At 63.5% G+C, this 20,890-nt stretch carries 18 protein-coding genes; 13 read left to right on the forward strand and 5 right to left on the reverse strand.

All coding sequences use genetic code 11. From position 1 onward, the window contains the following. Window positions 1–2: 2 nt before the first annotated feature. Entirely contained in the window at window positions 3–674 is a 672-nt protein-coding gene (locus tag EGN72_RS16380; protein WP_127049532.1) for a hypothetical protein, read from the reverse strand. Between the two features lie 100 nt (window positions 675–774). Here EGN72_RS16380 and purD point away from each other — a divergent pair, with 100 nt between their 5' ends. The 9 genes from purD to EGN72_RS16425 all read left to right on the forward strand — a co-directional run bounded on the left by purD (window position 775) and on the right by EGN72_RS16425 (window position 13,697). Further along, window positions 775–2,037 carry a phosphoribosylamine--glycine ligase gene (gene purD / locus EGN72_RS16385; protein WP_127049534.1) on the forward strand — a complete coding sequence of 421 codons (1,263 nt, stop codon included), beginning with the start codon at window positions 775–777 and terminating at the stop codon, window positions 2,035–2,037. Between the two features lie 145 nt (window positions 2,038–2,182). Next, a complete protein-coding gene (locus EGN72_RS16390) occupies window positions 2,183–3,442 on the forward strand; it encodes an aspartate kinase (RefSeq protein ID WP_127049536.1) in 1,260 nt (419 codons plus the stop codon). A gap of 24 nt (window positions 3,443–3,466) precedes the next feature. After that, complete coding sequence (gene ptsP, locus EGN72_RS16395) at window positions 3,467–5,710, forward strand: phosphoenolpyruvate--protein phosphotransferase (RefSeq protein WP_127049538.1); 2,244 nt, start codon at window positions 3,467–3,469, stop codon at window positions 5,708–5,710. A 159-nt stretch (window positions 5,711–5,869) separates the two neighbouring features. Then, entirely contained in the window at window positions 5,870–6,826 is a 957-nt protein-coding gene (locus tag EGN72_RS16400) for a TAXI family TRAP transporter solute-binding subunit (protein ID WP_127049540.1), read from the forward strand. A gap of 77 nt (window positions 6,827–6,903) precedes the next feature. Then, window positions 6,904–8,985, forward strand: coding sequence for a TRAP transporter permease (locus tag EGN72_RS16405; protein ID WP_127049542.1), 2,082 nt, complete (start codon window positions 6,904–6,906; stop codon window positions 8,983–8,985). Continuing rightward, window positions 8,982–9,344 (forward strand): DUF1850 domain-containing protein, encoded by a 363-nt coding sequence (locus tag EGN72_RS16410; RefSeq protein WP_127049544.1) that lies wholly within the window; start codon window positions 8,982–8,984, stop codon window positions 9,342–9,344. The genes EGN72_RS16405 and EGN72_RS16410 overlap by 4 nt, the downstream gene beginning before the upstream one ends. Window positions 9,345–9,445: 101 nt before the next feature. Next, the gene (lhgO, locus tag EGN72_RS16415) at window positions 9,446–10,651 is read left to right on the forward strand and encodes an L-2-hydroxyglutarate oxidase (RefSeq protein ID WP_127049546.1); all 1,206 of its coding nucleotides are present in this window, start codon (window positions 9,446–9,448) and stop codon (window positions 10,649–10,651) included. Continuing rightward, a complete protein-coding gene (locus EGN72_RS16420; RefSeq protein ID WP_127049548.1) occupies window positions 10,648–12,405 on the forward strand; it encodes an ATP-binding protein in 1,758 nt (585 codons plus the stop codon). Before lhgO ends, EGN72_RS16420 begins: the two co-directional genes overlap by 4 nt. Beyond that, the gene (locus EGN72_RS16425) at window positions 12,402–13,697 is read left to right on the forward strand and encodes a sigma-54 dependent transcriptional regulator (protein ID WP_127049550.1); all 1,296 of its coding nucleotides are present in this window, start codon (window positions 12,402–12,404) and stop codon (window positions 13,695–13,697) included. The genes EGN72_RS16420 and EGN72_RS16425 overlap by 4 nt, the downstream gene beginning before the upstream one ends. 9 nt (window positions 13,698–13,706) lie before the next feature. On the opposite strand, the gene EGN72_RS16430 is transcribed toward EGN72_RS16425, so the two are convergent. Then, a complete protein-coding gene (locus tag EGN72_RS16430) occupies window positions 13,707–14,477 on the reverse strand; it encodes an EcsC family protein (protein ID WP_127049552.1) in 771 nt (256 codons plus the stop codon). A 51-nt stretch (window positions 14,478–14,528) separates the two neighbouring features. Then, window positions 14,529–15,017, reverse strand: coding sequence for a GNAT family N-acetyltransferase (locus EGN72_RS16435; RefSeq protein WP_127049554.1), 489 nt, complete (start codon window positions 15,015–15,017; stop codon window positions 14,529–14,531). Between the two features lie 163 nt (window positions 15,018–15,180). Here EGN72_RS16435 and EGN72_RS16440 point away from each other — a divergent pair, with 163 nt between their 5' ends. The 4 genes from EGN72_RS16440 to EGN72_RS16455 are packed head-to-tail and all read left to right on the forward strand — an operon-like array spanning window position 15,181 to window position 18,360. Next, entirely contained in the window at window positions 15,181–16,059 is an 879-nt protein-coding gene (locus EGN72_RS16440) for an S-methyl-5'-thioadenosine phosphorylase (protein ID WP_127049556.1), read from the forward strand. Continuing rightward, a complete protein-coding gene (locus EGN72_RS16445; RefSeq protein WP_158623214.1) occupies window positions 16,056–17,339 on the forward strand; it encodes an SDR family oxidoreductase in 1,284 nt (427 codons plus the stop codon). Before EGN72_RS16440 ends, EGN72_RS16445 begins: the two co-directional genes overlap by 4 nt. Next, window positions 17,336–17,815, forward strand: coding sequence for a DUF2269 domain-containing protein (locus EGN72_RS16450; RefSeq protein WP_233587168.1), 480 nt, complete (start codon window positions 17,336–17,338; stop codon window positions 17,813–17,815). The genes EGN72_RS16445 and EGN72_RS16450 overlap by 4 nt, the downstream gene beginning before the upstream one ends. Window positions 17,816–17,826: 11 nt before the next feature. Further along, window positions 17,827–18,360 carry an adenine phosphoribosyltransferase gene (locus tag EGN72_RS16455; protein WP_127049562.1) on the forward strand — a complete coding sequence of 178 codons (534 nt, stop codon included), beginning with the start codon at window positions 17,827–17,829 and terminating at the stop codon, window positions 18,358–18,360. Between the two features lie 209 nt (window positions 18,361–18,569). On the opposite strand, the gene EGN72_RS16460 is transcribed toward EGN72_RS16455, so the two are convergent. Together EGN72_RS16460 and EGN72_RS16465 are read right to left on the reverse strand one after the other, a co-directional pair. Beyond that, on the reverse strand, window positions 18,570–19,988 hold the full coding sequence (locus tag EGN72_RS16460) for an FAD-binding oxidoreductase (protein ID WP_127049564.1): 1,419 nt from the start codon (window positions 19,986–19,988) through the stop codon (window positions 18,570–18,572). A gap of 57 nt (window positions 19,989–20,045) precedes the next feature. Next, on the reverse strand, window positions 20,046–20,843 hold the full coding sequence (locus EGN72_RS16465; RefSeq protein WP_127049566.1) for an MBL fold metallo-hydrolase: 798 nt from the start codon (window positions 20,841–20,843) through the stop codon (window positions 20,046–20,048). Between the last annotated feature and the right edge of the window lie 47 nt (window positions 20,844–20,890).

Here is a 20,890-nt window from a genome sequence, read left to right on the forward strand (position 1 = left end):
TTTCAATCACCGCCGCAGCCGCCGCCATCGCTGTCACCGCCGCTGTCGCCCCCGCTGTGGTTTGACGCGCATGTCGCGCGCCCGCCACAACCGGACCCGCCGCAACCGCTGCTGTCTTTGCCGTTTTTCGCACCGAACCCGTCCAGCAGCAAGACAAAGCCCACAACCAGCAACAACAGCCCAAGCAGCGCCAAGATCGGCGCCGCCGCCAGAACCGAGCCCGCAAGGCAAGCCACCCCGCCGACCATCAGCGCCACCGGCTTGCCCGATGGCCGCGCCGGCGCAGGCCACAGGGCGGTCGGCGGTTTGCCCCCGAATTCCGCGCGATACCGGGCCAGGGTGCGCCTGTAGGCCGGGTCTTTGGCAGGGGCTGGCCGGCCTTCGTGGTGGTTGATAACCCGGCCCAGAAGCAGCAGGCAAAAAGCGCCCTCATAGCGCGCTACGTCTTCCAGATGCAGGTGCCACACCTCATCCACTGGCTTTGACGGGGCCAGAACCTCATCCGACACGGCCACCAAATAAATGAACCGCAAATAGGCCTCTACCCGCGAATGCGCCTCGCGCTTGGTCAGGCCCAGCGCCTGTGTGACCTGTTCCACCAGCCCACCCGCCGCCGGCGTTTCATAGTGAAACGCCATCAGACGGTTCCACAGGGCCGCATCTGTCAAGCTCATCCAAATTCCTTTTGCTGCCCTCTTGTCGCGTCTAAGCGGTTGTCGCGACCCTTTGCACAGACTATGACGCTTGCCAACAAAGGCCAAGCGGGGGCGCGCGATGAATATCTTGATTTTGGGCAGCGGCGGGCGGGAACACAGCCTTGCATGGGCGATCAAGCAAAACCCGAAATGTGACCGGCTGATCGTGGCACCGGGCAATGCGGGCATCGCCCAATTGGCCGAATGTGCCAGTTTCGACATCATGGACGGGGCCGCCGTGGTGGCCTTTTGCGAAGAAAACGCCGTAGATTTCGTGGTCGTCGGTCCCGAGGCACCCTTGGCCGCAGGCGTGGCCGATGCCACCCGCGCCGCAGGCTTGCTGACCTTCGGGCCTTCGGCTGCGGCGGCACGGCTGGAAGCCTCCAAAGCCTTTACCAAAGAGATTTGCGACGCCTGCGCCGCCCCCACCGCAGGCTATGCCCGCTTTACCGATGCGCAGGCCGCGCGGGACTATGTGACAGAACACGGCGCGCCTTTGGTCATCAAGGCCGATGGTCTGGCGGCGGGTAAAGGCGTCATCATGGGCATGACGCTGGACGAGGCCTTGGCCGGAATCGACGAGATTTTCGGCGGGGCCTTCGGCGCTGCCGGGGCCGAAGTGGTGATCGAGGAGTTCATGGAGGGCGAGGAAGCCAGCCTGTTCATCCTGTCCGATGGCACCAATGTATTGCCCATCGGCACCGCGCAAGACCACAAGCGCGTGGGCGAAGGCGATACCGGCCCCAACACAGGCGGCATGGGGGCCTATAGCCCGGCACCCGTGCTGTCAGAGGCGGTGCTGGCGCAGGCGATGGATCAAATCGTGCGCCCGACCGTGGCCGAAATGGCGCGCCGCGGCACCCCGTTTGAAGGCGTGCTTTATGCCGGTTTGATGATCAAGGACGGCCACGCGCGGCTGGTGGAATATAACGTGCGCTTTGGCGACCCGGAATGTCAGGTGCTGATGATGCGGCTTGGCGCGCAGGCGCTGGATCTGCTGCTGGCCTGCGCCAAAGGCGCATTGGCAGACACACAGGCCAATTGGGCCGAGGATCATGCGCTGACAGTGGTGATGGCGGCGAACGGCTACCCCGGCACGCCAGAAAAAGGCACCGTGATCAAGGGCTTGGACGCCCTGCCCGAAGACAGTTTCAACATGGTCTTTCATGCAGGCACCGCGGCCCGCGATGGCGATGTCATTGCCACGGGCGGCCGCGTGCTGAACGTCACTTCACGCGGCGCATCGCTGGCCGAGGCGCAGGCCCGCGCCTATGCCATGGTCGATGCGATTGACTGGCCGGGCGGCTTTTGCCGCCGCGATATTGGCTGGCGGGCGCTGTAACCCCAAAGCGCGCGGCGAAGGCGATCTTGGAATCAGGTATTTAGACCAAGATGAAATCAGAACGCCTGCGGCATGATGCACCTCTTGCGCCCGCAAGGTTTGCCGCATAAGAAGCGCGCGAACTTCGGGGCCGTGGGAGGGATCCATGCCGCTTCTCGTTATGAAATTTGGGGGAACCTCGGTTGCCGATCTGGCGCGCATCAAGAATGCCGCGCAGAAGGTAAAGCGCGAGGTAGAGCGTGGCTATGACGTGATCGTCATTGTCAGCGCGATGTCGGGCAAGACCAATGAACTGGTCGGCTGGGTCGAAAGCACCTCGCCGCTGTATGATGCCCGCGAATATGACGCGGTTGTGTCCAGCGGCGAAAATGTGACCGCAGGCCTGATGGCGCTGACCTTGCAGGAAATGGATATCCCGGCCCGCAGCTGGCAAGGTTGGCAAGTGCCGATCAACACCACCTCGGCCCATGCGTCGGCGCGGTTTGTGTCGATCCCGCCGGACCATATCAACGCGAAATTCGCCGAAGGCTTCAAGGTGGCGGTGGTTGCAGGGTTTCAGGGCGTGTCGCCCGAAGGCCGCATCACCACGCTGGGGCGCGGCGGGTCGGATACCACAGCCGTGGCCTTTGCCGCCGCCTTCGGGGCCGAGCGTTGTGACATTTATACCGATGTCGATGGCATCTATACCACCGACCCGCGCATCACCTCCAAGGCGCGCAAACTGGACCGCATCGCGTTTGAGGAAATGCTGGAACTGGCGTCCCTTGGGGCGAAGGTTCTGCAAACCCGCTCGGTCGAATTGGCGATGCGCTATAAGGTGCGTCTGCGCGTCCTGTCCTCCTTCGAGGATACGGATGAAAACTCTGGCACTCTTGTCTGTGACGAGGATGAAATCATGGAATCGAAAGTAGTTTCTGGCGTCGCCTATTCGCGGGACGAGGCAAAGATCACCCTCGTCACCGTCGAGGATCGCCCCGGCATCGCCGCCGCCATCTTTGGCCCGCTGTCCGAAGCAGGTGTGAACGTCGATATGATCGTGCAGAACATCTCTGAAAAGGATTATGACGATCACCCCGGCGCCGTGACCGACATGACCTTTTCTTGCCCGGTCAACCAGGTGGCCCGCGCCCGCAAGGCGATGGAAGATGCCAAAGCGGCTGGCCAGATCAATTATGACGAATTGAACGTCGACAGTGATGTGGCCAAAGTATCCGTTGTGGGCATTGGCATGCGGTCACACGCGGGGGTTGCGGCGACTATGTTTAAGGCGCTTTCCTCGGAAAATGTGAATATTAAGGTCATTTCCACGTCCGAGATCAAAATCTCTGTGCTGATCGACCGGAAATATATGGAACTTGCGGTGCAAGCGCTTCATGATGCCTTTGAATTGGAAAAGGCGGACTGACCCGCCTATCCCAAGCGGGGGAACATGCCGGAACGCAGTGAAAGCGACAGTCGCAAGCTTTTGAAGCGCTTGCGCGACAGCCTTGCCGAACGTGGTGAGGGGCAGGAGCGGCTGGACCGGATCACCAGTTTGATCGCGGATTCGATGGGCACCGAGGTGTGTTCTATCTATCTCTTCCGCGATGCCGAAACGCTGGAACTCTGTGCGACCGAAGGGCTGTTGCCCGGCTCGGTGCACCAGACCCGGCTGCGGCTGGGCGAAGGGCTTGTGGGCCGCGTTGCCCGCACCGGTATTCCCGTCAACTCTGCGGATGCGCCCAAGGAAAAAGGGTTCCGCTTCATGCCCGAAACCGGGGAGGAGATTTTTTCGTCCTTCCTTGGTGTGCCGATCCAGCGCGTTGGCGAAAAGCTGGGCGTCTTGGTGGTGCAATCCAAAGCCGCGCGGCAATATTCCGAAGATGAGGTCTACGCGCTGGAAGTCGTCGCCATGGTTCTGGCCGAGATGACGGAACTTGGCGCCTTCCTTGGCGAGGGGGAGGCTTTGGGCGCGCTGCACAAGCAACCGGTGATGTTTCGCGGCGGCACCGGGCAGGAAGGCGCAGCCGAAGGCCATGTCTGGCTGCATGAGGCCCGCGTGGTTGTCACCAACCCCGTGGCCGATGATCCGCAAGCCGAAATCGAACGCATCCGCGCCGCCGTAGGGGAATTGCGCGTCTCGGTCGATGACCTGCTGGCGGCGCAAAGCCTTGATAAGGACCAAAAGCAGGTGCTGGAGGCGTATCGGATGTTTGCCCATTCGCGCGGCTGGCTGCGCCGGATGGAAGAGGATATTCAGGCGGGCCTGTCGGCCGAAGCCGCTGTGGAAAAGGAACAATCCGCCGCGCGGGTGCGGCTGGGCCAGGTGCCGGACGCCTATTTGCGCGAACGCCTGCATGATCTGGATGACCTGTCGAACCGACTGCTGCGCATCCTGACCGGGCAAGGCAAGGACACCGGGGCCGAGATGCCGGAAAACCCGGTGCTGGTGGCCCGCAACATCGGCCCGGCGGAATTGCTGGATTACGGCAAGAAACTGCGCGGCGTTGTGCTGTCCGAAGGCTCTGTCGGCTCTCATGCCGCGATTGTGGCGCGGGCTTTGGCTATCCCGCTTGTGATCAATGCCAAAGGCATCATCGAAGAGGCGCTGAACGGCGATCCCATTCTTGTGGATGGCGATCAGGGCATCGCACACCTACGCCCCGAGGAAACGGTGGCCGCCGCTTTCCGCGACAAGATCGCCATGCAGGCCGAGGCGCAGCAGCGCTATGCAGGCTTGCGCGACAAACCTGCCCAATCCACCTGTGGCACCACGATCAGCTTGCAAATGAACGCGGGCCTGATGGCCGACCTGCCCAGCCTTGAAGGCTCGGGGGCCGAAGGCGTGGGCCTGTTCCGCACCGAATTGCAATTCCTGATCCGCAACCAGATGCCCAAACGGGATGAACTGGCCCGGCTTTACGCCCGCGTGATGGATGCCGCCAAAGGCCGCCGCGTCGCCTTCCGCACGCTGGATATCGGGTCGGACAAGGTGCTGCCCTATATGAAACCGCAGGATGAACCCAACCCCGCGATGGGCTGGCGTGCGATCCGCGTGGGGCTGGACAAGCCGGGTGTGTTGCGGATGCAGGCGCAGGCGCTGCTGCGCGCGGCCAATGGCCGCCCCTTGTCGATCATGTTTCCCTTCATCGCCGAACATGCGGAATTCGTGGCCGCGCGCGCGCATGTCATGGGCCAGTATGAACGCGAAAAGGCGATGGGGCACACCGTTCCCGCCCATTTTGAAATCGGTGCGATGCTGGAAACCCCCAGCCTTGCCTTTGCCCCCCGCGCCTTCTTTGAGGCGGCGGATTTCATTTCGATCGGCGGCAATGACCTCAAGCAATTCTTCTTTGCCGCCGACCGCGAGAATGAACGCGTGCGCCGCCGCTATGATACGCTGAACGCCTCATTCCTTGGCTTCATCCGTCAGATCGTGGCGCGCTGCGCGGAAACCGATACGCCACTGTCCTTTTGTGGCGAAGACGCGGGCCGCCCGGTGGAAGGCGTGTGCCTTGCCGCCATGGGCCTGCGCAGCCTGTCGATGCGCCCCGCCTCCATTGGTCCGGTCAAAAGCCTGATCCGCCGCACCGATCTGACCGCGCTGCGCGAGGTGATTGAAAGCGCCTGCGCCGAAGGGGCCGAAACCGTGCGCCCCGCCGTGATGGATTTCTTTGCCCGCCAGCAAGGCTGACCCCGCTTCTGGCAGGTTTTCGCCAGCCGTTTGGCGACCCTTTGCAGGCTAAATGCCCGCGACCGGCCCGAAAAGGGTTGAGGATTGCGACCCTCTCGCCCAAACTCCTCCACAGATCATGCAAAATAGCATGGCATATACACCTTGGAGGAGGACCCTATGACGAAAATGACCGCAACCCTGCGCGGGCTGTTCGCTGGCGCCGTGATCGCAACGGCCCCCGTTGCATCGCATGCGCAAGAATTCATCAACGTCCTGACTGGCGGCACATCCGGCGTCTACTACCCGGTCGGCTCGGCGCTCGCCACGCTTTACGGCGAGAAAATTCCGAACGTGCAGGCGCAGGTGCAATCCACCAAAGCCAGCGTGGAAAACCTGAACCTGCTGCAACAGGGCAAAGGCGAACTGGCGCTGGCGCTTGGCGATTCGGTGAAATTCGCTTGGGAAGGCAATGCCGATGTCGGTTTCAAAGAGCCGCTGGCAAAGCTGCGCGGTATTGCGGCGGCCTATCCGAACTATATCCAGATCGCGGCAACCGCTGACAGCGGCGTAAAAACCCTTGCCGATCTGAAAGGCAAAAGCCTGTCGGTCGGCGCGCCCAAATCCGGCACCGAGCTGAACGCCCGCGCCATTCTGGAAGCCGCAGGCATGAGCTATGACGATATGGCGAAGGTGGAATATCTGCCCTTCGCGGAATCGGTCGAATTGCAAAAGAACCGTCAGCTTGACGCCACGCTGCAATCGGCGGGCATCGGTGTGGCCTCGATCAAGGATCTGGCAACCGCCATGCCCACGCAAATCGTCTCGGTTCCTGCCGATGTGGTGGAAAAGCTGGGCGCGCCCTTTGTGCCGGGTGTGATTCCGGCGGGCACCTATGAAGGCCAGACCGAAGATGTCGCGACCGTGGCCGTGATGAACTTCTTTGTCACGCATGAGGATGTGTCCGAAGAAACCGCCTATCAGATGACCAAACTGATGTTTGAAAACCTGCCCACGCTGGTGGCCGCGCATAAATCGGCTGAAAACATCACGCTGGACACCGCGCTGACTGGCATGCCGATCCCGCTGCATCCGGGCGCCGAGCGCTATTACCGCGAAGTCGGCCTGATCAAGTAATCCGCCAGACGGACCAATAGGGCGGCCCCTGACCAAGGGGGCCGCCCGTTTCATGACCGCAGGGGAGGGCGTCATTCATGCAGGACAATCTATCGAACACGGCCGAGGCCACAGCGCATCATGATCCGCTCTCCTCTGGTTTCCCCCCCGGCATGGAAGGGCGCATCCTGTTCTGGATCGCCGTCGCCTTTTCGGTGTTTCAAATCGCGACCGCCGCGCATCTGATTGATTTCGCAAGCCAGATCACCCGCGCCTTTCACCTTGGCTTTCTGGCGCTGCTGGGCTTTCCCTTGCTCGCCATTTTGAAAGGTGGCTCCCGCCCTGCGCGGATTATCGGCTGGATCATGGCCGCCCTTGGGGTCATCGTTGCAGGCTATCAATGGTGGGAATATGTGCCGCTGATCATGCGCGCAGGCGACCCGCTGACCAGCGATATCGTCATCGGCTGCATCGCGCTGTTCACCGTGTTCGCCGCCGCTTGGGCGCTGATGGGCCCCGCGCTGCCCATCATCTCGGGCCTGTTCCTGTCTTACTGCCTGTTCGGCCAGCACCTGCCCCGCCCCTTCAACCACCGCGGCTATGACTTTTCCCAAGTCGTCGACCATATGGCCTTTGGCACCGAAGGCATCTACGGCATCCCGATCTATGTCTCCTCGACCTATATCTTCCTGTTCATCCTTTTCGGCTCCTTTCTGGAAAAAGCCGGGATGATCAAACTGTTCACCGATGTCTCGCTGGGCCTTGTCGGCCATAAACAAGGCGGCCCGGCCAAGGTGTCGGTGCTGTCTTCTGGCCTGATGGGCACCATCTCTGGCTCTGGGGTTGCCAATGTCGTGACCACCGGGCAATTCACCATTCCGCTGATGAAATCCTTCGGCTACCGCCCCGCCTTTGCTGGCGGGGTGGAGGCAACGGCCTCCATGGGCGGCCAGCTTATGCCCCCCGTCATGGGCGCTGTGGCCTTCATCATGGCCGAAACGCTGGGGGTCGAATATTTTGAGGTGGTCACCGCCGCCCTCATCCCCGCCATCCTGTATTTCGCCTCCGCCTTCTGGATGGTGCATCTCGAGGCAGGCCGCGCCAATCTGGTCGGCATGGCCAAAGATCAACTCCCCTCCCCCCGCAAGGCGATCCGCGAAGGCTGGCACCTGATCCTGCCGCTGGCGGTGCTGGTTTACCTGCTGTTTTCGGGCTACACGCCGCTTTTCGCGGGCACCATCGGGCTGGCGCTGACGGTGATGCTGATCCTCGGGGCCTCGGCGGTGCTGAACCTGCCCGAAGGCGTGATCCGCGTGATCTTCTGGATCGGTCTGGGCCTGATCGCAGCAGCTTTCTTTGAACTGGGCATCTGGGTCGTGATGTCCGCCATCATTGCATTGGTCGTATGGAATGCGCTGAACAAAGGCGGGCGCGAAACGCTGGCCATCTGCCGCGACGCGCTGGCCGATGGCGCAAAAACCGCCCTGCCCGTGGGCATCGCCTGCGCGCTGGTGGGCATCATCATCGGCACCATGACGCTGACCGGGGTTGCCAATACCTTCGGTAGCTTCATCGTCTCGGTCGGGCAAAACAGCCTGATCCTGTCGCTGATCCTGACCATGATCACCTGCATCATCCTTGGCATGGGCATCCCCACCATCCCCAATTACATCATCACCTCGGCCATCGCTGGCCCCGCGCTGCTGGAACTCGGCGTGCCGCTGATCGTCAGCCATATGTTCGTGTTCTACTTCGGCATTCTGGCCGACCTGACACCGCCCGTGGCACTGGCCTGCTTCGCCGCCGCCCCGATTGCCAAGGATAGCGGTCTGCGCATCTCGATGCAGGCGGTGAAAATCGCCGCAGCAGGCTTCGTCATTCCCTATATGGCCGTCTATACCCCCGCCCTGATGCTGCAACCCGGCGGCGCCTTAGCCGAGGCGATCGGCTTTGCCCCTGCCGTGGCCTATATCGTGGTCAAGGCAGGCATCGCGATTGCTCTCTGGGGCGCGGCGGTCATCGGCTGGCTGGGCCGCCCGCTCGCCCTGTGGGAACGCGCGTTGGCCGTGGCCGCCGCAGGCACGCTGATCGCCGCGCTGCCCATCACCGATGAGATTGGCTTCGCCCTTGTCGCTGCCTTCGCCGCCGCCCTCTGGCTGCGCAAAAAGGCCCCGGCATGACCGCCTGCCTCATGGTCGGGGCGGCGCTGCTCGCCCTCACCTCACCCAGCTTCACCCTGCGCTGGACCCATTCGGTCGAGAAAATCGACTGGGTCGAAACCTACCAGATCACGGGCCAAACCCTCACCCTGACCCGCGCCGCGATCAAAGGCTCCGGCGCAGGCATGGAACCCGCCGATAGCGCGAAGCTGGAAAACGGCTGGTGGGTCTGGTCCCCCAATCAAACCCTGCCCAGCCTCACCCTCGCCGCCTCAGGGGCCACCGGCGGCGGCTGGCATCTTTGCGCAGATGGCACCTGCCAGGACCTCGGCACAGCGGCAGGCAAACCCATCACCCTGAAACCCTGCCCAAAAACCTGAATACTTCCGCTTTCTTTTCGGTGAAAATATCCTGGGGGGAATTGGCCGCAAGGCCAAGGGGGGCAAAGCCCCCGCGCCCCTTCCACGCAAAGGCGACCCGTATGACAAACGCAACCACCACAGATTTCGCACTTGTCGGCGGCGGTATTGTCGGCCTTGCCACCGCCCTTAATCTGCAATCCCGCCATCCCCGCGCCAAAATCACCCTGCTGGAAAAGGAACCCCAGCCCGCACTGCACCAGACCGGGCGCAACTCCGGCGTCATTCATGCCGGGGTCTATTATGCGCCTGGCAGCCTCAAGGCGCGGTTCTGCGCGCAAGGCGTGGCCGCCACCAATGCCTTTTGCGCCGAACATGGCATCGCCACCCAAACCTGCGGCAAGCTGATCGTCGCCACTGACGCCTCTGAACTGCCGCGCATGGAAACCCTCGAATCCCGCGCCCGCGCCAATGGGATCCGTATCGAACGCCTTTCCGGCGCCGATGCGCGGAAACTGGAGCCCAATATCTCGGCCATAGGCGCGCTTTTGTCGCCCAGCACCGGAATCGTGGATTACGCCGAAATGGCCCGCAAGATGGCCGCGTTGTTCACCAGCCGCGGCGGGATGCTGCAACTGGGCACCCAAGTCACGGGCGGCGATGAAACCGCCCAAGGCGTCACCTTGCACACCACCCATGGCACAATTTCGGCCGGCAAAGCCGTGTTCTGCGCGGGGCTGCAAGCCGACCGCATGGCCGCCCGCTTCGGGGCACAGGTCGATTTTCGCATCATCCCCTTTCGCGGCGATTACTTTGCCATCAAGAACCAACCCGCCGATCTGGTGCAACACCTGATCTACCCGATCCCGGACCCGGAACGCCCGTTCCTTGGCGTCCATCTCACCCGCAAGATGAATGGGGGCTTCACCGTTGGCCCCTCTGCCGTGCTGGCAGGCGCGCGCGAAGGCTATGCCAAAACCAGCCTCAATCCGACAGACCTTGCCGCCGCGCTCAGCTATCCGGGGTTCTGGAAACTGCTGGCGAAGAATGCCGCCTCAGCGGCAGATGAGCTTGCCTCGGCCCTGTCGCGCAAGCGCTATCTGAAAAAGGTGCAACGCTATTGCGCGCGCATCGAACTGGCCGATCTCGCCCCCTATAAATCCGGCATCCGCGCACAGGCCGTGGCCCGCGATGGCCGCATCATTGATGATTTCCTGTTTGTCGACAGCCGCCACAGCCTGCATGTCTGCAACGCGCCTTCGCCGGCGGCCACCTCGGCCCTTCCCATCGCCGCCCATATCGTCGACCGTTTGCTGGGGGATGCATGACCGGGCCTCGCACCCTGATCGCAGCAATTGCACTGGCACTTTGTGCCGCAGCGCTGACCTATCACCTGACCTATCGCGCGGGCGAAGAGGCGCTGCGCTCGCAACTGGACCAATCCCTGATCCTGACCGCCCGCGCCGTGGAAACCGAAATCGCGCGCTTTGGCTCCTTGCCTGCCATTGCCGCACAGGATGCCCGCATCCTTGCCGCAGTAAACACGCCGCAAAACCCGGCCCATATTGACGCCGCCAATCAATATCTCGCCAAACTCAGCGCCTTGTCCGGGGCCTCGCTGCTGTTCCTGATTGCCCCCGATGGCACCACCTTGGCAGCCTCCAACTATCAGACCGCGCTGAACCTCGTCGGGCTGAACTTCGATTTCCGCCCCTATTTCAAGGCGGCCATGCAAGGCATCAACGGCCGCTATTACGCCATCGGCACCACCACGGGCGAGCCGGGCTATTTCCTGTCCACCCCTGTCACCATGGGCAGCGTGCGCGGGGTTCTGGTGGTCAAGGTCGATCTGCGGCCCTTGCAGGCAACCTGGCTGGAGGCGGGCCTTGCCACCGCCATCATCGACCAGGATGGCGTGGCCTTTCTGTCGGGTGCTGCGGAATGGCTTTATCGGCCCACCACGGCCCTGTCGCCGCAAACCGTGGCCCGCATCCGCGAGGCCCGCACCTATGACGGGGTGGAACTCGTCGATGCCGATGCCATCCTCACAGCCCCGGACCGTGCCGCGTCGGCCCATGGCCCCATGCTGATCCGCGCGCGCCCCCTGACCGATGACGGCTGGATGCTGATGGCGGGTGCCCCCATCGCCCCGGTTGCCACCACGGCCACGCTTTCGGCACTGGGGGCGGCGTTGCTGGCGCTGCTGGCCACCGGGCTTGCCAAGATCGCGCATCAGCGCCGCCAGCTTGTCGCCCTGCGCCTGCGTCAGAACGCCCTGCTGGAAACCCGCGTCGCCGAACGCACCCGCGATCTCGCGCATGAGGTGCAGGCCCGCCGCCAGACCGAGGCCGAATTGCGCGCCGCACAAGAAGGTCTGATCCATTCCGAAAAAATGGCCGCGCTTGGCCGCATGTCTGCTGCCATCGTGCATGAAATCAGCCAACCCCTCGCCGCGATGGAGGCCACCTTGGGTGCCGCCGAAATTGCCTTGCCCAAGGGTCAGGAAAAAACCAAAACCCGCATCGCAACCGTGCGCGGGCTTGTGCGTCGTATGCAGCGCACGACCAAACATCTCAAAAGCTTCAGCCGCAAGGAACAGGGGCAGCTTTCACTGGTCAGCGTCACCCAGATCGTGGAAAACGCGATGGATCTGGTCGCCCCCCGCGCCAAGGCCGTGGGGGTGACGCCGCAATTCGCGCCCCCCGAAACCCCGCTGCACCTGCGCGCCGGGGCCATCCGCATGGAACAGGTTCTGGTCAACCTGTTGCTGAACGCGCTGGACGCGGTCGAAGGCTGCGACGGCGCCAGCATCACCGTGCACTGCGAGGCGACCGACACCCAAACGCTGATCCGCGTGCGTGACACCGGCACAGGCATCGACCCCGCAGACCTGCCGCGCGTGGCCGAACCCTTCTTTTCCACCAAAATCAGCGGCGAAGGGCTGGGGCTGGGCCTGTCCATCTCACAGGCGATCATCGCGGAATTCGGCGGGGAAATCCGCATCACCTCTGCCCCCGGCCAAGGCACCGAAGTCACCTTGGCGCTGCCAACCCCGCAAAGCCAGGAAGAGACCGCCGCATGACTGTCTTTATCGTCGATGATGATGCCGACCACCTTGCCGCGCTGGCCGATCTGGTCGAAGTGGGCGGCCATAGCGTGCGCGCCTTTGAACGGGCGCAAGACGCGGTAGAGGCCGCCGCCGCAACCCCGCCCGATGCCATCCTGACCGATCTGCGGATGCCGGGGATGGATGGCATGGACCTGCTGGCCGCGATTGCCACACAGGCGCGCGACATCCCCGTCATCATGCTGACGGGCCACGGCGATGTGGCCCAAGCGGTGCGCGCCATTCAAGCCGGGGCCGAGGATTTTCTGGAAAAACCCTATGACGCGGCGCATCTGCTGTCGGTTCTGGCGCGGGCCTTGCGCGCCCGTGCCACCCGGGCCGAAGTGGCGCGGCTGCAAAAGGAACTGTCGCTGAAATCCGGCGCGATCCTTGGCGAAAGCCCCGCCATCACCGCGCTGAACGAACGGCTTTCCGCGCTTGCGCCCTTGGATGTGGATGTGATCCTGACGGGCGAAACCGGCACCGGCAAGGAACTTGCGGCCCGCGCGCTGCATGCCGCCTCCAAACGCGCGCAAGGCCCCTATGTCGCACTGAACTGCGCCGCCCTGCCCGAGGCGCTGTTCGAACTGGAGGTCTTTGGCCATGCTGCCGCCGCCTTTCCCGGCGCGCAGGAAAAACCCGGCAAGCTGGAGGCGGCCAATGGCGGCAGCCTTGTGCTGGACGAGGTGGAATCGATGCCACTGCCGCTGCAAGGCAAGCTGCTGCGCGCACTTCAGGAACGGCAGGTCGAACGCATCGGCGAGAACCACCTGCGCCCGCTGGATATTCGTATTCTGACCACCTCAAAAACCGATCTGCGCGCGGCCTGCGCCGAAGGCCGCTTTCGCGCCGATCTGTTCTACCGCCTTGCCGGGGCTGAGGTGGCCTTGCCGCCTCTGCGCAATCTTGGCCCCGATATCGCCTTGATCTTTGCGCATTATGTCAGCCTTGCCGCCCGCCGCTATGGCCGCGATGCGCCCGAGATCACCATCGGCCTGCGCCGTGATCTGATGCGGCGTGACTGGCCCGGCAATGTGCGAGAGCTGAAATCCATGGCCGAACGCTTTGCCCTTGGCTTGGGCGTCGGCCCTGCCGCCGATTTGCCCAAAGGTGAAACCCTGCCCGAACGCATGGCCGATTATGAGGCGCGCGAAATCACCGCCGCGCTGGATCGCTATGGCCAATCGGTCGAACGCGCGGCGCAGGCGCTTGGGGTGCCGCGCCGCACCCTTGCCGACAAGATGGCCCGCTATGGGATAAAGGGCTGACCCCCGCGCCTATTTCGCGATTTTCAGCAGCTTCAATTCCGCCTCAAAGGCCTTGCGCACCGGTTCCGCCCCATGCAGCACCGTCAATCGCAACAGGCCGAAACGGATATGCGCCAATTCGCGGTAATGGGTCAGAAAGGCGGTGTTCAACCCCGCCCCCGTCACGGCCCCCAGCACCGGCACCGCTTGCGCCGCCAGTTTTTGCGTCAGCACCGAGGCAAAGCCCGGCACGATTTTGGCCAGCAGCTTGTGCAGTGCAGGCCCCGTCAAGGTCATCCGCGCGCCAAGGAAAGAGGTGTTGATGCCGTCATCCTCGGCCAGTGGCCCACCTGCCGACAGCACCCGCAAGGCTTCGGCCCGCACTTCGGGCAGGCGGGTGTCAAACCCCTCCTCCTCGGCGGCGCGCAGAATGGCGTGCAAGATCACGGTGATGGTAACAGGCAATTCCGCCAAAGCCGTGGCCAGCCCGCCCGCGCCCCCCACGGCCCCAGTCAGCGCCGCCAGCGCCGGTGCGCCGCGCGGGCCAAAATCGGGGGCATGGCGGCCATGATCGGCCAGATTGACGGCGCGCTGCAACGCGTCAGAGGTGATCCGCTCAATCTGCTTGCGCAGCCCATCGGGCAGATGCCCCATCTGATCTTCGATCTTGCCGCCAAATTTGTTGATGATCCGCATCAGCGGCCCATTGGCCCGCATCTGCCGTGCCGCCAGCGCAGCAATCTCTGGCCCGGCAGTCGGGGGCAGGATCGCAGGCAAAGGGTGCGTGACATCATCTTCCATGCAACAAGAGGTAAGCTGCGCAGGGCCACAAAACAAGCACCCGCGGGCACATCAGGCGACAGCGCGCGTCACTTCTCCGGTCACACCGTCCCATGCGCCTGCCCGCAGCTCTTTGCCCAGCACGCGGTCGGGGTTGGTGGGGGGCGGCATCTCGACATGGTCCAGCTTGGCAAAGCCGAAGCGGCGGTAATAGGGCGCATCCCCCACCAGCAAAACCCGCGCCCAGCCAAGCCCGCGCGCGCGTGACAGGCTTTCGGTGATCAGCAAGGCCCCCAGCCCTTCGCCCTGCCGGGTCGGGTGCACCGCAACCGGCCCCAACAGCAAAATATCGCGCCCATTCACTTTGGCGGGCCAATAGCGGATGGCGGCGGCCAACACCCCGGCCTCATCCCGCAGCAGCAGGCACAGGGCGGCAATCGTCGGCACCCCTTCGCGCAAACGATAAGACGACAAAGCCGTGCGACCCGGCGCGAAACACAGGTCATACAGTGCTTCGACCTCCCACCAGTCGGCCTCGGTTTCTTCGTCCAACCGATACAAAGGCGGCCTCCTCCGTGAATCCCAGTTGCAAAAAACATGCAGGCGCGATCCTTGCAAGGGTTAATTGGGCAGCGGCGCAGAAAGCTGCTTTTAGCCTTTCACCGCCAAGGCTTGCCCCCTATTCTTGCGACAACGGCAGCGGGGCCGCGCAAAGGGCAGTATGATGAAAACGATGATCGGCGTGATTGGCGGCTCTGGCCTATATGAGATTGACGGGCTGGAAGGCGCGTCCTGGGTCAAGGTCAAAACCCCTTGGGGCGCGCCGTCAGATCAGGTGCTGGTCGGGCGCTTGGGCGGCGTGCCGATGGCGTTCTTGCCCCGCCACGGGCGCGGCCACCGGTTGTCGCCGACCGATGTGCCCTACCGCGCCAATATCGACGCGCTGAAACGGCTGGGCTGCACCGATGTCATCTCTGTTTCCGCCTGCGGGTCGTTGCGCGAAGATTACGCGCCGGGGGATTTCGTGATCGTCGATCAGTTCATCGACCGCACCTTCGCGCGCGAGAAAAGCTTTTTCGGCGCAGGCTGCGTGGCGCATGTTTCGGTTGCCCATCCCACCTGCCCCCGGCTGGGCGCGGCTTGCGCGCAGGCGGCAACCGGGGTGCGGGTGCATCGGGGCGGCACCTATCTGGCGATGGAAGGGCCGCAGTTTTCCACCCTCGCCGAATCGCGGCTTTACCGGCAATGGGGCGCGGATGTGATCGGCATGACCAATATGCCCGAGGCCAAACTCGCCCGCGAGGCAGAGCTGTGCTATGCTTCTGTCGCGATGGTGACAGATTACGACTGCTGGCACGAGGCGCATGGCGCGGTGGATGTGGCCGAGGTGATCGCAACCCTGACGGCCAATTCCGGCCACGCCAAAACCATGGTCGCCGGTCTGCCCGCCCTTCTGGGTGCTGATCGCGCGCCGTGCCCGCATGGCTGCGACCGCGCGCTGGACCATGCCATCATGACAGCCCCTTCCGCCCGCGACCCCGAGGTCTTGGCAAAGCTGGACGTAGTGTCGGGCCGGGTGTTGGGCCGGGTTTTGGGCGCGTGACCAAAGCGGTTCTGATCCTTGGGGCCGATGGCTTTATCGGGCGGCACATCGCCTTTGCCCTGCGCGAACAAGGCTATGACGTGACCGCTTGCGCCCGCGCGCCGCAGCGCCTTGCCCGGATGGGGTTCAAAACCCTTGCCGTTGATCTGACCGATCCCGCCTGCCACCAGCCTGCCTTCTGGGCACCGCATCTGGCGGCGGGCGTGCATCTGGTCAATGCGGCGGGCCTGCTGACCGGCAGCGATGCCGCCTTCCGCGCGGTTCACATAGCGGCCCCAGACGCCGCGATGGCCGCACTGGACGGCGGGCAATCGGTGCTGCTGTCAGCCGTAGGGATAGAGGCCGACACCAGCTTTGCCGCCTTCCGCCGCGAGGGCGAGGCCGTGGCGCAGCGCCACAACGCCACCATCCTGCGCGCCGGGCTGGTGCTGGCCGATAGCTCCTACGGTGGTTCCTCGCTGTTAAGGGCTTTGGCGGTTTTGCCGATGGTAACACCGCTGATCGGTGGCGGCCAGCAGCCCGTGAACCCGATCCACGCCCAAGACCTTGCCCAAGTGATCGCCGATTGCCTTGCCACCCCACCCGGCCCCGGCCCGCGCCCCAATGGCGCATGGGAGATTGGCGGCCCCGAGGTGATCCGTCAGGCAGAGTTGATCGCGATGCTCCGTCGCTGGTTCGGCCTGCCACAGACGCGCACTTGGGCCATGCCCAACCAGTTGGCGGGCGCGGTGGGGCGGCTGGGGGATGCCCTGCGCCTTGGCCCCATATCGGCCACGGCGGTGGCGCAGTTGAACCATTCGCTTCTGGCCGATCCGGCGGCTTTGCTGGCCAAACTGCCCACGCGGCCGCGCGGCGTCAGCCAGTTTATCAACGCCCGCCCCGCAGGCACCCAAGACCTGTGGCAAGCCCGGCTTTACCTTCTGAAACCCCTGATCCGGCTGACCCTTGCCGTGATGTGGCTGGCCTCTGGCCTGCTGGGCCTGTTGCTGCCGGTCGCGGCGTTCAGCCCGCTGTTCGCCGGATTGCCGCTGCCCGATGTGTCGCTGACCCTGCTGGCGCGCGGCACCGGGCTGATCGACCTTGCGCTTGGCTGGGCGCTGCTGCGCAACATCGCCCCGCGCGCTATTGGCTGGGCGCAATTGGCGATGGTGACAGGCTATACGCTGGCGCTGAGTGTTCTGCTGCCGGCCCTATGGCTTGCCCCTTTTGGCGAGCTGCTTAAGAACCTGCCGATCCTGATGCTGATCGCCACCCATATCGCCTTGATCGAGGAAAGATGATGGACGCCTACCACCTTGCGAAATGGCTGCATATCCTGTGTTCCACTGTTCTGTTCGGCACTGGCATCGGCACGGCGTTCCAGATGGTCTGGGCCATGCAGACCGGCAAGGTGGAAACCGTGCATTCCGTTGCCTCCGGCGTGGTTGTGGCCGATTGGCTGTTCACCACGCCTGCCGGAATTTTGCAGCCCGTCACCGGGGTCTGGCTGGCCCATACCGCCGGCTATTCCTTGGCCGAGCCGTGGCTGCTGCTGACCTATCTTGCCTATATCCTTGCCTTTGCCTGCTGGCTCCCCGTGGTGTTTCTGCAAATCCAGATCCGCGACCTTGCCGCAATCGCCCTTGACGAAGGCACCCCACTTCCCGACCTTGCAAAGCGCAAATTCCGCCTGTGGTTCCTGCTGGGCTGGCCTGCCTTTGGCCTGCTGGTCGGGGTCTATGGGCTGATGATCGTGAAACCCAGTTTCGGCTTTTAGAAAGGCCCGCCATGACCAAAACCGTCAAAGATTACATCCGCACCATCGTCGATTTCCCGCATGAGGGGATCTTGTTTCGCGATGTCACCACGCTCTTTGCCGACCCGCGCGGCTTTCGCATGGCGATTGACCAGTTGCTGTCGCCCTATGCCGGGATGCGCATCGACAAGGTGACGGGGCTAGAGGCGCGCGGCTTCATTCTGGGCGGCGCGGTGGCGCATCAGCTGTCCACCGGTTTCGTGCCGATCCGCAAGAAAGGCAAGCTGCCGGGCCGCACCATCGCGCAGGATTACAAGCTGGAATATGGCGAGGCGGTGGTCGAGGTGCATGACGATGCCTTTCAACCCGGCGAAAAAGTGTTGCTGGTTGATGACCTTCTGGCCACAGGCGGCACCGCCGAGGCCGGTATCAAGCTGATCGAACGCCTTGGCGCGCAGGTCATCGGCTGCGCCTTTGTGGTGGACCTGCCCGACCTTGGCGGCCGCGCCAAACTGGAAAAGATGGGGATGGAGGTGCATGCGCTGTGCGCCTTTGACGGACATTGACCGGATGGGCCGAAGTTTGGCTGCTGATAACCTTTTGGTAACGGAATCACTCTAGAACGAAGGAACCGGGATGACCGGTCGCTGCTTGCAAAACACGTGACCACTCAACCCCAAACCCCCAGCCCCGCCGGTTCACCCCGGCGGGGTTTTCGCATCTTTGGCATGGGGGCTTGTGGCAAAAGCAGGCAGGTATTTATGCCAAGATGAAATCAGGCGGGGCCGCGCAGCACCGCGCCGGGGTTCATGATGCCATTCGGGTCCAGCGCGGCCTTGATCGCGCGCATCGCGGCCAGTTTGGCCGGGTCGCCGTATTTTTCCAGATCATCCACCTTCAGCCGCCCGATGCCATGTTCGGCACTGACAGAGCCGCCGCGCGCATGGACCATATCATGCACCAGGGTCTTGATCGCCTCGCGCCGGGGTTCATGTTGGGCGCGGGTTTCACCGGGGATGGGAAAGACGTTGTAATGCAGGTTGCCATCACCCAGATGGCCAAAGCAATTGATGCGCCATTGCCCCAAAGCCGCCAGCGCGGGGCCTGCCTCGGTGATGAATCCCGCAATCTCGCCCAGCGGCAGCGAGATATCATGGCTGGAAATCGCCCCGATACGGCGGTTGGCTTCGGGAATATTCTCACGCAGCGCCCAGAACTCGGCCCGCTGTGCATGGGATTGCGCGATAACACCGTCCAGCACGCACCCCGCCTCGGCCCCCGCCGCAAACACCCCCTCCAGCGCGTCATCGGGGGTGATGCCTTCGGGCAAGCCCAGATCAACCAACACCATCCACGCCGGGGCCTCGGCAAAGGGTTGGCGCTGCTCGGGCAGTTTTTCGGCCAGAAAAGCCAGCCCCATGCCTGAGATCAGCTCAAACGCCGAGATCATGCCACCCAGACGCGCCTGCGCCAGCGCCAGCAAGTCCAGCGCCGCCGCAGGGCTTGGCACCACTAGCAAGGCCGTTGCCATGGCCGCCGGAATGGGCGCGAGTTTCAGGCTGGCCGCAGTAATCACCCCCAGCGTCCCTTCGGCCCCGATCAGCAGATTGCGCAGGTCATAGCCGGTGTTATCCTTGCGCAACCGTTTCAGCCCGTGCCAGATCGTGCCATCGGGCAGCACCGCCTCCAGCCCCAGACACAGATCGCGCGTATTGCCATAGCGCAGCACATTCACCCCGCCCGCATTGGTGGAAAGGTTGCCACCAATGCGGGCCGTGCCCTGACTGGCCAGCGACAGGGGAAACAGCCGCCCCGCCCCTTCGGCAGCGGCCTGCACCTCGGCCAAGGTGGCGCCCGCCTCTACCACCAAAACGTTTTCTGCAGGATACACCGCCCGCACCGCGCGCATCCGTTCCAGCGACAGCACCAAGGGCAAAGGCCCCTCGGCCATCACCTGCCCCAGCACCAAACCCGTGCCGCCGCCAAAGGGCACCACCCCCACCTTTGCCGCGTTACAGGCCGCAAGAATGGTGGACACCTCGGCCACGGTGCGGGGCCGCGCCACCGCCGCCGCCTGCCCACCGATACGCCCACGCGGGTCGGCCAGATAGTTCGGCGTGGGCTGCATCAAACTGCCCACGGGCAAGGCTGCGGCCAAGGTTTCCAGAAAAGCAGGATCAGCGGGGTTCAGCATGGCGGCTCCTTCATCTGCCCCCGTCATAGCCTGCAGGGGACCAAGGGAAAAGCCGGTTCAGGGCAAAAGCTCTGGCTGCAAGACGATGATCGTGGCGCGTTTGGGCAAGCGTGACAGCGACAGATCAATCTGGCTCAACTCCGGTTCCACCACCTCAAACTCCCCGGCCATCTCGGCCAGAAACACCTCCAGCGAGGCACCGGAAAACCAATGCATCGGCAACACCACCGAGGATCGCAACCGCCGCACCACCGCCATCATCGACGGCAAATCCAGCGTATAGCCGCCATCCACCGGCACCATCAGCACATCCAGCCGCCCGATGGCCGCAAATTGCGCCGCATCGGGAATATGATGCAAATGGCCCAGATGCCCGATGCACAGGCCCGCCACCTCAAAGATGAAAATAGAATTGCCATCCTCGCGCAGAAAGCCCCGGTTCATCACATCGGTCGGCACATTGCGCACCAGAACCTCGCCCAGATCAAGGTGATGTTCCGCCGGGCTGCCATCGGCGGCCCAGCCTTGCAACACATGCGGCACGCGCGGATCGGGGTTCGCCGTCCAATGGGTGCCGTGGGAATTGTTCATCGTCACCACATCGGGCACCGTTTCACCGCCCCCGATAAAGCCGGTGTAATCGGTTACCAACACCTTGCCCTGCGGCGTGCGCAGCGCAAAACTGGCGTGGTCCAGATAGCGGATGCGCACCTCGCCTTCCGCAACCGGGTCTGAAAAGGCCACCCGATGCACCGGAACCCCGGCATCTGCCAAAGCGATGCAATGGCTTGGCACGCGGTCTTGCGCCAGTGCAGGCGCGGCAAACAGCAAAAGCGGAAGAACAAAGCGGATCATCGGCAGCCCCCTTTTTCATCTGAAAAAGGATAGCCCGGCTTGCCCCT

The sequence above is a fragment of the Pseudorhodobacter sp. E13 genome (assembly GCF_003991405.1).
Classification (GTDB): domain Bacteria; phylum Pseudomonadota; class Alphaproteobacteria; order Rhodobacterales; family Rhodobacteraceae; genus Pseudorhodobacter.

Bases quoted from the DNA above. Each gene is read 5' to 3' on its own strand.
- EGN72_RS16380 (WP_127049532.1), bottom strand. From the start codon at position 674: ATGAGCTTGACAGATGCGGCCCTGTGGAACCGTCTGATGGCGTTTCAC.
- purD (WP_127049534.1), top strand. From the start codon at position 775: ATGAATATCTTGATTTTGGGCAGCGGCGGGCGGGAACACAGCCTTGCA.
- EGN72_RS16390 (WP_127049536.1), top strand. From the start codon at position 2,183: ATGCCGCTTCTCGTTATGAAATTTGGGGGAACCTCGGTTGCCGATCTG.
- ptsP (WP_127049538.1), top strand. From the start codon at position 3,467: ATGCCGGAACGCAGTGAAAGCGACAGTCGCAAGCTTTTGAAGCGCTTG.
- EGN72_RS16400 (WP_127049540.1), top strand. From the start codon at position 5,870: ATGACGAAAATGACCGCAACCCTGCGCGGGCTGTTCGCTGGCGCCGTG.
- EGN72_RS16405 (WP_127049542.1), top strand. From the start codon at position 6,904: ATGCAGGACAATCTATCGAACACGGCCGAGGCCACAGCGCATCATGAT.
- EGN72_RS16410 (WP_127049544.1), top strand. From the start codon at position 8,982: ATGACCGCCTGCCTCATGGTCGGGGCGGCGCTGCTCGCCCTCACCTCA.
- lhgO (WP_127049546.1), top strand. From the start codon at position 9,446: ATGACAAACGCAACCACCACAGATTTCGCACTTGTCGGCGGCGGTATT.
- EGN72_RS16420 (WP_127049548.1), top strand. From the start codon at position 10,648: ATGACCGGGCCTCGCACCCTGATCGCAGCAATTGCACTGGCACTTTGT.
- EGN72_RS16425 (WP_127049550.1), top strand. From the start codon at position 12,402: ATGACTGTCTTTATCGTCGATGATGATGCCGACCACCTTGCCGCGCTG.
- EGN72_RS16430 (WP_127049552.1), bottom strand. From the start codon at position 14,477: ATGGAAGATGATGTCACGCACCCTTTGCCTGCGATCCTGCCCCCGACT.
- EGN72_RS16440 (WP_127049556.1), top strand. From the start codon at position 15,181: ATGAAAACGATGATCGGCGTGATTGGCGGCTCTGGCCTATATGAGATT.
- EGN72_RS16450 (WP_233587168.1), top strand. From the start codon at position 17,336: ATGATGGACGCCTACCACCTTGCGAAATGGCTGCATATCCTGTGTTCC.
- EGN72_RS16455 (WP_127049562.1), top strand. From the start codon at position 17,827: ATGACCAAAACCGTCAAAGATTACATCCGCACCATCGTCGATTTCCCG.
- EGN72_RS16460 (WP_127049564.1), bottom strand. From the start codon at position 19,988: ATGCTGAACCCCGCTGATCCTGCTTTTCTGGAAACCTTGGCCGCAGCC.
- EGN72_RS16465 (WP_127049566.1), bottom strand. From the start codon at position 20,843: ATGATCCGCTTTGTTCTTCCGCTTTTGCTGTTTGCCGCGCCTGCACTG.